Source organism: Methanobrevibacter cuticularis (assembly GCF_001639285.1).
GTDB classification, from domain to species: domain Archaea; phylum Methanobacteriota; class Methanobacteria; order Methanobacteriales; family Methanobacteriaceae; genus Methanobaculum; species Methanobaculum cuticulare.
This window is the reverse complement of record NZ_LWMW01000033.1, coordinates 1-13,158: the sequence shown is the minus strand read 5'-3', so window position 1 is coordinate 13,158 and position 13,158 is coordinate 1. Positions and strand designations below refer to the sequence as shown.

Genomic DNA, 13,158 nt, shown 5'->3' with positions numbered 1-13,158 from the left:
AAAAATTAATTACAATTCTTTGTTAATAATTCTAATCTATCCTGAATCTCAATTATATTTTTTTGACCATTTCCACCAATGAAAATAGCATCTTCATGAGAATATTCGGCTAATAATGAAATGATTTCATCAAGGTTGTTAGCTATTTCAATTCTTCCTTCATATCCAATAGACTTTAATCTATATAATCCAAATTCAACGGTATCTTCTAAACCAGGGAATAGTACAATTATTTCTGGATTGTGTGAAGCAACAGTATCAAGAATTTCAAATCTATGCTCTTCATTAGATCTAGGAGTTCCTATAAAAGTAGCATAAAAATACTTTTCATTTAAGATAGACTTTACTGCATCAGAATTATCTGTTTTACCAATATAAATTTTGGAATCATTCAATTTAAATTCTTTTAACCTTCCTTCAACAGGTTCAAAGTTTCCTAAAGTATTTTTAATTATAAAATCCTCAACATCTAAAACTTTAGCTATTGCTGTAGCTAATCCTGCATTTAATCGGTTAAATTTTCCAAACAGCTTAAGATCATAGTTTGATTCATCATATTCTACAAGCTCATTAATTTGATTAGATTCTTTAAATTCTTTGAGATAGATCTGATTTTTATCAATAAATGTAGTTTTATTCTTTGAAAAGTTTAATAAAGAATTTTTATAGTTTTCAATGGAACCATGAACATCTATATGATCATTTCCAATATTGGTTAAACCAACAAGATCGAAGTTAAATGCATAATCACAAAATTCTAATGTCATATCACAAACTTCTATTATGATGATATCATAATTTCCTTTTTCAGCTTTTAAAATAAGGTCATAATACCCTTCAAATCCTCCACCAGCATTTCCTCCAATGAGAATCTTCTTACCAGCATTTTCTAATATTTCTTTAAGAATCAAAGATGTTGTTGTTTTTCCATTGGTACCAGTAATTCCAATTGTAAAAATTTCTTTATGTTTATCCAATATATCACTTAAGAGTTTACCAGAAGATAAAGCTTTTTTAGCTATTTTAGTATTACATAAACTAGGACTTATTACAATAGCATCACTACTATCTATTTCACATTCATCAAGATAACCTAAGTCTATAGTTAAGTTATTGGTAGAGATATTAATTTTCTCATCATATGTAGATATCTTTGCATCAGATATTGATATTTTTAGTTCCTCTAAATCAATCTCTGTTTGTAAATCAGTAGCATAAACTTTCCACCCATAGTCTAAAAGTGCTTTAGTTGCTTTTATTCCTTCCACTCCCAATCCAACAACAGCTGCCTTCATTTTTTCCCTTTAATAAATTCTCAATAATCATTATAAATAGAAATATTATGAAAATATTATAAATCTATCATTATAAGCACACTATACATAAAATATTATAAATTTATCATTATAATCACAATATACATAATATATTATTATGTATCATTATATGTTATTATTTTTATTAATGTCTTTTTATTAATAGTCTTTTATTAAAATAATATATAAATTAAATTGCATAATATTAATGTAATTATAATATTAATATGAAATTTAAGCTCTGTAGAGATCATATTGGATTTTTATAATTGTTTTCATGATTTATAATTATTTCCCAGCCAATATCATTCTAAAACAGTTTATTAAATATTATAATGAGTTTTATTTTATAATGAGTTTTATCCAATTATTATTATTATAGATTTTTTTAGAAAAATAGTAATTATGATAATAATTTTGCATATTAGATTCTCATATCTATTTAAATATTCTTAAATCCTTAGATTATTGTTTATTTCAGTTATTTTATTTGTTTATTATTAATTAACGAGGATATTTGAGTAATAGCAACTTTGTTTAATTCTATCAATCTTCTGATTGAGGGAGTTCTTGATGGATTAATAATGCATTTATACTTTCCATATTTGAAAGAACTACTAATTGTTCTAAGGTTGCATAATCTCTCATATTTCCATTTTTCTCAGAATTTTCTTTTTTCCACTGAGAAGCAGTTTTACCAAAAAGAGCGACATTTAACAAGTCAGCTTCAGTTGCATAAACAAACTGGGATTGTTTTTTAGTAACTAATTGAGGGATAATTTTATCCTTAATTGCATCAGTATGGATGCTATAGTTTATTTTTGATAAGGTTCTTTGAAGACTCCATTCTTTAGATTTTAATTCATCTTTTTTAAGCCTTTGAAACTCTTTAACAATATATAATTCAAATTCTACAGAGATTCAATTTGCAAATTTAAAAACAATGTCTTTATGAGCATATGTTCCACCATAACGTCCAGGTTTGGAAATTATTCCAATAGCATTTGTTTTTTCTATCCATTTTTCAGTGATAATTTAAATGCATTTAAACCTGCTTGTTTTCTAAACCCCTCGAATTCGAGGGGTTTAAAAATAACATACTGATAATAATAGAATGTCCATATATAAAAATAAAAACTAATAAAATCTACAACAATAATAATCAACCATAAGATATAAAAATTATAATAACAATTCAATCAAAAGAATAAATGATGAAAAAAAGTGCAAAAACAAAGCTATTAACCAAAATAGAAGTAATCAACTAAAAAAATAAAGAAACTGAACTCAAAAACACTTGTTATGACATATATCACCACACAAAAATATTTAACATGAAAAATCCAAACATGATTTCTAAAAAGCCAAAATTTAAATAAATATTTAATAGAATAACCAGAAAATTATAAATGACATTTGTAATTTTTTAATAAAATAATTTAATAATTTAAAAATAATGTTATCATAATAAACTACAATGCGTAAATGAATAATTTAGATGATACAATTATGTTTTTATATTTATTTGTCATATAGTTATTAATTATTTTAACTTAGCTATCATTTGCTAATGGTTAATAAAAAAAATCAAAGGAGAGAATTTAGATGTTTGAAGAAGATAATGATGATAGGATATATAATCTTTTAATAAGTAAAGGATTGGATGCCAACAATGAATATCCTCAATTTGTAGAAAAGTTGTATTCAAAAAATGATTTCTTATGGAAAGAATCAGTGACTGGATCTTATCTAAATATGTCAGAGAAATTTTTCAACAAAATAGATGTTGTTATAATTTTAGCAGGATTATATGAAAAAAATAAAGAAGACATCGATTCTATTGTAGAAACAGCATTAAAGTACAAGAAACCTATAATCCTTGTAAGACCCCATGGTTTAGAAGAAGTTCCTGAAAATCTTGAAAAAGTAGCTAATTCACTGGTAGGTTGGAATGTTAATTGTATTGTGGATACTCTAAAAAGCGTTATCAACTTTTAAATTATTTTTAGGATACTTTTTCACGGTTTATTGCTAATGAGTTCTATGAATTTTCTGTATACCTCAAATTTTATAAATAAATTGTGAAATATTTTTAAACAATACTTTAGACACCACATAATAAGAATATGTTAAAATAAAAAATTATATAATAAAAACATTGCTGCAATAATTGAGTTAATCTAATAAAAACACTGCTGAAATAATTGAGTTAATCTTCTAACACCAATTCAGAAATTCCATTTTGCTTTAGAACTTTAATGATGTTATCTGCTGCATTTTCTAATTCTGCATCATGAGTTACAATTATCATCTGAGGGAGAACTGCCATTTTTCTAAGTAAATCAATTAGTTCTTGTCTTCTATAATTATCTAAATGGATGGTAGGTTCATCTAGAAGTATTGTTTCAATATTTCCTTTAGACATTGCTCGAGTGATTCCAAGGCGAAGAGCTAGTGCAATAGCTATTTTTTCTCCACCACTAACCATGTCTAAACTAGTTTCTCCTTCTGGGCCATAAACAGACACATTATAATCTTCATCAATTATTAGGTCTGAGTAATTAAAGTTAAATTGTTCAAAGAATTCCTTGGTGTATTTTTGAATAAGTGGTTTAGAACGGTTTCTTAATTCTTTTTGAATACCATCTTTATTGTAAAGTTCTCGAATCTCTTTAAGAAGTCTAAGATAATCATCAATATTTTCTAATTTTTCTTTTAATACATCATTTTCATTGAGTTTTTTGGTTAATTCTTCAATGTTAGCTATTATTTCAGTAGCTTTTCCCTTAATTTCAGACATGATTTTGTTTAATTCTGTTAATCTTTCTTGAGATCTTTCATAGATGAAAAGAATTTTCTTATAGATTTCTTCATCATATTTAGAAGCTTTAATATCGTGATTGATGTTATCTATTTTAGATCTTATACTATCAAAGTCATCGTTTTTAGATTTAATTTGAGATTCTATGATAGATTTTTGTTTAATTGAACCCTTTAGTTCATTGTATCTCCTATTTCTTTCCATCAAATCGTCAATTCTACTTTTAAGATCTTCTTCTTCAATTTGAGTTGATAGATAATTATCTTTAGAAATAGCTTCTTTTATTTTTTCTATTTCAATATCCACATTTCTAATGATTTCTCTTAATTTATCCCTAGCTTCATGCTCTTTTCCTAATGTATCAAGTGATCCTTCACCATGAATATAATTATCATAATTCTCTTTAGTAATATCCTGTCGTTTTTTCTGAGTATCAATCAATAATAAAATATCTTTAAGTTTGGATTCAGTTTCTTCTTTAGAGTTTAATTCATTATCTAATTCTTTTATTTTCTCAAGGTTTTTCTTTATAATATTTTCTAGTGAAGACTCATGTTTATTGATATCATTTTCAATAATTTGTAGATCCTTAAGCTTATTTTCAAATACAATCATTTCAGTATCAAGCTTCTTTAATCCATTTTTTAATTTAGAAACTTTTTCAGTGTTATATTTAATAGTATCATTGTAAGAATTGATCAATTCAGTTTTTTTATCTTCAGATATATCTGATTTACAAACAGGACATTGATTGTCAATTTGTTCTAATTCAACTAAAGGCTTCTCTGCAGATTTTATTCCTTCTTCTAATCTCGGAACTTCTTGAGATTTAGATTTATATTCTTCAGTTACTTCCTTAAGTTTATCTGAAAGTTCGGATTTGATTTCTATTAATTTCTCTTTAAAATCCTCAAAATCTTCAATATCTATATTTAATGATTTACTTGAATTATCTAAAAATTCATCAATCTTAGTTTTAGTAATGTTAATTTCTTCACTTAGAGAAGCCCTATCTTCTTCAAGTTTTTTAGCTACCTCTAATTTACCTTCAATTTTTGATTTTCTCTCATTAAAATCATTTAATTTGTTTTGAATCTGAATATATTCCTCATAAAGAGGTCTTTCTTGTTTTAAAATCTCTTTTTGCTTTTTTATAGAAGCTATTTTATCTTCATAATATTTTTCATCTTTTTTAAGATGTTTTAGATTATTCACAGATTCTTGAAAATTAAGATACAATGGAAGCTTATTTACATATTTTTCAAGGCTTTGCATTTCTTCTTCCATTTTATTAATTTCATCTAATTGAGTCTGAAAGTTCTTTTTATCATCAATGATTTTTTTAATGTTTTCAGTTTCATTAAGAAGATTATTATTTAACTTATCAAAGATAACTTTTTCTGATTCTATATTAAACTTTTCAGCTTCTTTTTTTTCTTTTAACCTTTCAAGATCCTTGAATTCCTTTTCAAAATCCGTGGCTCTAATTTTTAAATCATCTAAAATAACTATTTTAGTTTTTAACTCTTCATCTAATTTAGATGTTGATGATACTCTCCCTTTAAGCTCTGATTTTTGATTTTCATAGATATTAATCAGTGGTAAACTATTTTTCCAAGCTTTTTCAAGATCTTCAATACCCATTAACTTTCCAATTAACTGTTTCTTTTCAGAAGGAGTTTTACCAATTAGATTAGCTATTTCTCCTTGTCTTATATATATAGCATTTAGAAACAAATCTGCATCCATGTTAATAATTGATTGAATCTCTTCATTAACTGAAGTATCTCCAGAAGCTATTCTGATATAACTTTCTTCATCTTTAAGTAATAATTCTGCTTTGGAAGTACTGGACCTAGATCTCTTAATTTTGTATTTATTTCCATTTGAATTAAATTCTAAACTAACAGACATGGTTTCATGAGAATTTTTATTCTTTGTAATTCGAACTAAATTATCAATTTTCTTTCCAGAATGTTGTTTAAATAGTACGAAACTAATAGCTTCCAAAATAGTAGATTTTCCAGCTCCATTTTCACCAACTATTATGTTGATTCCTGTTTCAAAATCAATGATGGCATTACTATAAGATTTAAAATTTTTAAGTTTTAATTTTGTAAATATCATTTTTATCACAATATGGATTAATAACAATGTTTATAATGAATTATCTAATAATAGGTCAATGTTTACAATGAATTAACTAATAATTGATTAATGCTTATATAATAAATTAACTAATAATAGGTCAATGTTTACAATGAATTAACTAATAATTGATTAATGCTTATATAATAAATTAACTAATAATGGGTCAATGTTTACAATGAATTAACTAATAATAGGTCAATGTTTATAATAAATTAACTAATAGGTCAATGTTTACAATGAATTAACTAATAATAGGTCAATGTTTATAACGAATTAACTAATAATAGGTTGAAACTATAGTAAATGCAATATAATCCTTAACTTTAATTGCTTACCTTGTTTTCTCCAAAATATTCTTCATAAAAATTATTAGCTATTTTTTCAGATTCTTCTAATTTATCTTTAGAAAGATTATCTAAGAGATCAATAGCTAAATTACTTATGTCCTCATTGTCAAAAGATTTAAGATGTTCAATCAATAGATCTCTTGGTTCTAATGAACTATTATCTCCATTGATATTTTCTTCATTTATCATTGTGTCAGTTTTGAAAGTAGGTCTTATCAATAAGCAAGATTTTGAAAAAGCTTCATTTAGCTGTTTATACATATCTGAAATGTTGAAATTCCCTTTTTCAATAGTTATATTAAGAATTGGTTTATCCTTTAAAGAAGAAATATATCTTTGTAAGGTTAATAACTCTGAATCAAGTTTCTCATATGCAATATTTTTTGATATAAATTCTCTTGGAAGATCTAAATTGATTGGTTCGATTTCAGGAATATCCCCACCTATGTCTACAAGATAGAAGCCTTTACCATTCTTTTTATAATCCCCTAATTCATTAATTCTCCAAATCTCTGTAGATCCTGGATAAACAAGTTTTCCATCTCCAAAATCATCTACAACTCTGTTGTGAAGATGACCAAATCCATAATAATTGAAATTAGTTGGGATATCAGCTATTTCCAATTCATATTGGAAAGGAATGTATTTATCAATTCCTTGATGAGAAACTAAAATTTTCATTGAATAATCTTCTGCTTTTTTAGATAATTCATTGAATTTGGATTTTAAAAATTCATTTTGTGATTTTGGTATAAATGGAAATCCTCCCATGAAAATATCATTTTCTCTTAAAAATGAGCTTTTAACAACAGAATTATCAGGACTGATTAAAGTAAGACCTAGTTTTTTATATAAGACTTGGGGTGGAAGAGCATTTTTACGCATGATTGTATCATGGTTTCCAGCTATTGCATAGAATGGGATACCAGAATCATGTATTCTCATCAAGCCTTCTTGAAAAACAAGCAGAGCGTTAGGAGAAGGCTTTGCCATTTCAAATAAATCACCACTATGAATTACAAAATCGACTCTTTCTTCAATAATTTTATCTACGATATCATTAAATACATTATAAAAATCTTCTTCTCTTTCTATTAATCCATATTGCCGATATCCTAAATGAGTGTCAGCTAAATGAGCAAATTTCATATTTTCCCTCCTAAAGTTACAAATTAATAGTTTTTCATTATAAAGTTCTAAATTAATTAAAATTGTAAAGTTAAATTAATAGTTTTTCATTATAGTTCTAAATTAATTAAAATTGTAAAGTTAAATTAATAGTTTTTCATTATAAAGTTCTAAATTAATTAAAATTGTAAAGTTAAATTAATAGTTTTTCATTACAAACTTCTAAATTAATAATTTATATCTTTTTCAAATTTATAAGTATTACTATAAAGAGATAGTAATATAAATCAATAATATCATCATAAACTTATAATTATCAATAGATTGTTGTAGGACATGACATTAAGAAAATAATCATTGATAATTATATTTAACTATTATTCTTATATGATTTTATTTCTATTAAAGCTATTTATTATAATGTTGTCATAGCAAATTATGAATAATAATGATAATTATTTTTTTACTAAATTTCTAGTAAATATTATAATGAGATTAATAATAATTAGTAATTTTTATTATAACTAATTATTTTTCCTAAATATTTTAATAAACTGGAAATAAAGAATAATAACTAATAATAAGGAATTATAAAGAATAATAAGTAATAATAAATGATAATAACTAATAATAAGAAATTATAAAGAATAGTAAGTAATAATAAATGATAATAAGTAATAATAAGAAATTATAAAGAATAATAAGTAATGATAAATGATAATAAGTAATAATAAGAAATTATAAAGAATAATAAGTAATAATTAGCAATAATTAGTGATTAATATTAATAATTACCACCTAAATCTCGAAATTCTTGTTCTTGTTCATTTACTATTTTTTCATCGTCTTCTTTTTTTGATTTCCATGCTGAAATAATGTCAATATCATCCCCATGAGTACGACCTTTGAATTCATCAATTTTAACTAGAGTTGGTACTTTTGCCATAAGTCCTAGAATCATAGCTTCACCAATATTCAGTGAAGGTAACTGATTAACAAGATCTTCACTTAAACTTTCACTTGCTGATTGAACGTGTCTTTGATCTTGTGGTTCAACAAGTCGAAGAATTATCATGTTGTTAGCTTGAGATAGTGCATCAGGATCAATTGATTTAGGACTTTGACTCACTAAACAAAGTCCAAGACCAAATTTTCTACCTTCTCTAGCTAGTCTACTAATCCAAAATTTAGAGTTAGTGGATCGACTTTTTGGAGCCAATATATGAGCTTCCTCCAATATAAAGAAAACTGGAAATTCAAGATGCTTATTGTATAAATCTTCTTTTTTATTATGCATAAATGCTTTTCTACTTGTAAGTGCATTTCTAAGAACATGACTAACTATAACTTCAGCTGCAGATTCATCAGTCTGTCCTAAATTCAATACATTAGCTTTTCCAGGTTGAATTTGACTAAGAATGTTTCCTGCATTTATATTTAATAATGAATAATATTTAGTCTGTAAATCATCTACTTTATTAATAACATCCATGACTTTGTTTTTATCTGCTCCACTGAGTTCTTTATTCCTAAACATCTCCTTATCAAACCATTTTTGAAGAATACTCCTCATAATTTCTATGAAGTCCCTAGAATCTGTTTTTCCTTCTTTAGCTAAATTACTTGCATCTTTATATGCTTCTCTAAAATATCTTTCTTGAATATAAGCAGAACTTGGTATATTAGCTAATCCCTTTATCTCAGCAAATGACATATACAATGGGTTTATAATAGGATCTATAATATTTACTTCACCATTATTAAATTCAGCCCCAACATATTCAGAATGCATATCAAAAATGAGCATACATCCATTGCACTCTAATAATCCATCAATAAGAACCGATACTGTGTTAGATTTTCCTGCCCCAGTCATTGCCAAAATAGCTAAATGGCGAGACACCATCTTATTTATATCTACATTAACCTCAACATTTTCTTGACTAATAAGATGACCAATTTTAAGTGAGTTATCAACTTGGAAGACTTCTTTTAATATAGATTCATCTGCTAATTTAATTTCAGTTCCAGGTGGTGCAGGAGTCCTAGGAATTCGAAGATTATCATCAATATCTCCAAGAATTCTGACTTTGCCTTTGATATAGAAATCATCTCCCTCAATCTCTCTAATTTTTTCAATAGTATTAGGATCATATATATCTCCGTTTAATGAAACACTACCTCTTACAAGAGACTCAATCATTCCTAAAATAGTTTTACCATCATAATTTAAGGATACATACTCTCCTACTTTAGGCATTTCCTTTGAAATGAATCCTACATCAACAAGTGATGTTTCACCAATACATCTTCCAATAATCATAAAACCACCATATTAATAATTTTCTTTTCTTAAATAAATAAAATAAAAGACATCAGACACTTTTTCCTTTTTGAATTCTTGATAACCACATTTATTGTATAAATAAAGATTTTTATCACTCTTATGACTTGTAAACAATTCAAATCTTTCATTAGGATAATAGTTTTCAATACCCTCAATTAATTTTCTACCAATTCCATTATTTTGATAATCCGGATGAACTATGAGCTTTTCAATATAAGTAACATTATTTTCACTGTATGCTCTAACAGAACCAATAATATTATTAGATTCTTTGGAAATAGCTTTTAAAACAATACCTCTTTTGAAATCTTCTTGGACTTCTTTTAAAGTTTGAGTAAGGGGTTTGATTGAGTAATCATTATGTAACTCAGCTTCACTAACATATGATAATTTTTGTAATTTTAATATCTCTTCTAAATCCTCAAAGTTAGCTATTTCTATTTTCATGAATCACACCATTAAATTACGCTAATTTATTAAATTAATATTAGAAATTATAGAATTTATTATTAGCAATACAATAATATTATATTATATAATTAATAACATTAATTAAATAACCATTACTAACTAAAATCAACTAAATAACCATTACTAACTAAAACCAACCAAATAACCATTACTAACTAAAATCAATTAAATAACCATTACTAATTAAAATCAACTAAATAGCCATTACTAATTAAAATCAACTAAATAACAAGATTTAAAGCATTTCTCTACCTGTTCTTTCATAAAGTCCAACTATTTTAGATAATTGTTCTATATCTTTTTTTCTAATTACAACATCATGATGAGCTTTTTTAAGAAGATATGGATAACCTTCTATGGAATCTTTAGCTATAATTTCAATAATATCTCTTATTTCATCTTCAGTTGCTTTATAAGGTAATTCAACTTTTAGAATATTTTTATTTTTTTCAATTCTCACATAAAATATTGTGAAAGTTAAACTCTTAAAAAAGTCATTTTCAACAGGAAACTCATGTTTGATGTTTTTTTCCTCATTTACAGATTTTATTTTATGACTAGAATAGCCAGTTTCTCGACTAAACTTAGATTTATCAAAAATAGCAATATCTGGAATATTAAGATCAAAATAATCAGTAGCAGTAGAAGTTTTAGAAATAGCTATTATCTTTTCTTTATCTTTTAAAAGATAAGATAATGATAATAATTTTTCAATATTTTCTAAATATCCTAAATATTTAGTAGTATTATAATTTTTAAGTTCTTTAGGGTGTGATTTTACTTTTGAGTTTGTGTTGACTACTTTACTAGAAGAAATCTCAACATTATAAGAATTTATTTCTCTTCTAAGATTATCTTCAAATAAATCTAATAAATCATATCTTACTTCTTTAGGAATTTTTTCTTCAAGTGGAAATGGCCTTATAAGATCTCCCAAAATAGAACCATCATATAAATAATAATCAATATCATAATCATTAATAAGTTTTAAAGCACTTTTAACTTCAAAAATACCCATATAATTACGAAGTCTATCTTCTACAAATTTGCTATGAGGAATAATATTGATTTCAGAATTTTCAATTTTAATCAATTCATTATTATATATCAAAGATTCCGAAGCTATTGCATAAAAATTAAAACTTAAAAATTTCTTTTTATTTAAGCTGCCATCCCCTGCTGCCAAAGTAAAGTCTTTGTTGGATTTAGCTATTTTTATTTTTTTCCAATAATTATAAACATCAATATTTTTAATATCATAATGTTTTAAGTCTTTATTTAGGATTCCTTTTTTTTGAACTGCTTTTTCATATAATGATTCTAACATTTAAACCAACTAAAATTGATAATAAAAATTAATAAAATGAAAATAAATAATGAAATAAATGAATAACAAATAATTTTTATTAGAAATAATTTTTATTAGAAATAAATTTTATTAAAAATAAGTTTTATTAGAAATAAATTTTATTAAAAATAAGTTTTATTAAAAATAAATTTCATTTAAACCATTTATTTTTTGAAATTTTTATTCTGAGGCTTTTCTAATAGCTCCAACCAATTCAGCTATTTTTGATTCAACATCAATAGTTTCTTCAACTATTGTTCCTGTAACTATTATGTCTGCACCAGCTTTAGCTATTTCATATGCCGCTTCCTTTGTTCTGATCCCTCCACCTACAACAAGAACCATGTTATCAGTAGCTTTTTTTGAATAAGTGACCATTTCAGGAGGAATGTGCTGTTCTGCACCAGAACCTGCTTCAAGATAAAAAAACCTCATACCTAACATCTCTGAAGCAATAGCATATGCAGCAGGGATTTTTGGTTTGTTTCTAGGCACTAATTTCGCCTCCCCTATCCAACCAACTGTTCCACCAGGTTGAACAACCATATATCCCATTGGAATAGCTTCAATTCCTGCTTTTTTAACAGCTGGTGCACCTAATGCTTGAGCTCCCATTATCCAGTAAGGATTATTTGAATTTAAAAAACTCATGAAGAATATTGCATCAGCATATTTACTTATGTTGCTTGTATTTCCAGGGAAAATAATTATAGGAAGATCAATATTCTCAGATAGTGCTTTAGCTGTAGCATCAATTTGATCTCCATCTACAGTAGATCCTCCAAGCATTATTCCATCAGTTCCCCCACTTATGGCAGCTTTAGCTATTTGCACAGCAGCTTCTGAAGATTGTTCATCTGGATCTATTAAAGTTAAATGGACTTTACGAGTTTTTAAAATATCTTTGATTTGATTTTCTACTATCATATAAACCCCTGATTAAATTAATTCTGATACTACTAATTACTACAAATTATAAATTAATCTTTTTAATAGCTAGTAGCAAGTATAGTTAATAGATAATTTTTATAATAATCAATTTATATAAATATTATAAATACTACTATAAATGAATTATTATTAAACTTTTTCTATTATATAACAACTCTGTCAACTTTAGAAATATTTCTCTTAGATGTTCTTTATTTTATTAATTTTATTTAATTAGTCAGTTGTTGATTGGTTTAAGATTTTTAAAGACCTTTTTAAAATTAGACTTATTTTATTTT

General features: G+C 25.3%; 9 protein-coding genes. 1 reads left to right on the top strand and 8 read right to left on the bottom strand.

Annotated elements, in window-relative coordinates; translation table 11 throughout:
• Window positions 1-5 precede the first annotated feature (5 nt).
• Window positions 6-1,295, bottom strand: a complete 1,290-nt coding sequence (locus tag MBCUT_RS00930; protein WP_067257604.1) for a Mur ligase family protein — start codon at window positions 1,293-1,295, stop codon at window positions 6-8.
• A 567-nt stretch (window positions 1,296-1,862) separates the two neighbouring features.
• Window positions 1,863-2,036: a hypothetical protein gene (locus MBCUT_RS11450; protein WP_211263742.1), complete on the bottom strand. Its 174-nt coding sequence runs from the start codon at window positions 2,034-2,036 to the stop codon at window positions 1,863-1,865.
• Between the two features lie 885 nt (window positions 2,037-2,921).
• Here MBCUT_RS11450 and MBCUT_RS00925 point away from each other — a divergent pair.
• On the top strand, window positions 2,922-3,314 hold the full coding sequence (locus MBCUT_RS00925) for a nuclease (protein WP_067257601.1): 393 nt from the start codon (window positions 2,922-2,924) through the stop codon (window positions 3,312-3,314).
• Window positions 3,315-3,525: 211 nt separating this feature from the next.
• On the opposite strand, the gene MBCUT_RS00920 is transcribed toward MBCUT_RS00925, so the two are convergent.
• The 6 genes from MBCUT_RS00920 to MBCUT_RS00895 all read right to left on the bottom strand — a co-directional run bounded on the left by MBCUT_RS00920 (window position 3,526) and on the right by MBCUT_RS00895 (window position 12,856).
• Window positions 3,526-6,264 carry an AAA family ATPase gene (locus MBCUT_RS00920; protein WP_067257598.1) on the bottom strand — a complete coding sequence of 913 codons (2,739 nt, stop codon included), beginning with the start codon at window positions 6,262-6,264 and terminating at the stop codon, window positions 3,526-3,528.
• A 347-nt stretch (window positions 6,265-6,611) separates the two neighbouring features.
• Entirely contained in the window at window positions 6,612-7,784 is a 1,173-nt protein-coding gene (locus tag MBCUT_RS00915; RefSeq protein ID WP_067257595.1) for a metallophosphoesterase family protein, read from the bottom strand.
• Window positions 7,785-8,547: 763 nt separating this feature from the next.
• Window positions 8,548-10,086 (bottom strand): helicase HerA domain-containing protein, encoded by a 1,539-nt coding sequence (locus MBCUT_RS00910; protein WP_067257591.1) that lies wholly within the window; start codon window positions 10,084-10,086, stop codon window positions 8,548-8,550.
• 12 nt (window positions 10,087-10,098) lie between these two features.
• Complete coding sequence (locus MBCUT_RS00905) at window positions 10,099-10,557, bottom strand: GNAT family N-acetyltransferase (protein ID WP_067257588.1); 459 nt, start codon at window positions 10,555-10,557, stop codon at window positions 10,099-10,101.
• A 259-nt stretch (window positions 10,558-10,816) separates the two neighbouring features.
• A complete protein-coding gene (locus tag MBCUT_RS00900; RefSeq protein ID WP_067257584.1) occupies window positions 10,817-11,908 on the bottom strand; it encodes a DNA double-strand break repair nuclease NurA in 1,092 nt (363 codons plus the stop codon).
• A gap of 201 nt (window positions 11,909-12,109) precedes the next feature.
• The gene (locus tag MBCUT_RS00895) at window positions 12,110-12,856 is read right to left on the bottom strand and encodes a geranylgeranylglyceryl/heptaprenylglyceryl phosphate synthase (protein WP_067257581.1); all 747 of its coding nucleotides are present in this window, start codon (window positions 12,854-12,856) and stop codon (window positions 12,110-12,112) included.
• Window positions 12,857-13,158 lie beyond the last annotated feature (302 nt).

Bases quoted from the DNA above. Each gene is read 5' to 3' on its own strand.
- MBCUT_RS00930 (WP_067257604.1), bottom strand. From the start codon at position 1,295: ATGAAGGCAGCTGTTGTTGGATTGGGAGTGGAAGGAATAAAAGCAACT.
- MBCUT_RS00925 (WP_067257601.1), top strand. From the start codon at position 2,922: ATGTTTGAAGAAGATAATGATGATAGGATATATAATCTTTTAATAAGT.
- MBCUT_RS00920 (WP_067257598.1), bottom strand. From the start codon at position 6,264: ATGATATTTACAAAATTAAAACTTAAAAATTTTAAATCTTATAGTAAT.
- MBCUT_RS00915 (WP_067257595.1), bottom strand. From the start codon at position 7,784: ATGAAATTTGCTCATTTAGCTGACACTCATTTAGGATATCGGCAATAT.
- MBCUT_RS00910 (WP_067257591.1), bottom strand. From the start codon at position 10,086: ATGATTATTGGAAGATGTATTGGTGAAACATCACTTGTTGATGTAGGA.
- MBCUT_RS00905 (WP_067257588.1), bottom strand. From the start codon at position 10,557: ATGAAAATAGAAATAGCTAACTTTGAGGATTTAGAAGAGATATTAAAA.
- MBCUT_RS00900 (WP_067257584.1), bottom strand. From the start codon at position 11,908: ATGTTAGAATCATTATATGAAAAAGCAGTTCAAAAAAAAGGAATCCTA.
- MBCUT_RS00895 (WP_067257581.1), bottom strand. From the start codon at position 12,856: ATGATAGTAGAAAATCAAATCAAAGATATTTTAAAAACTCGTAAAGTC.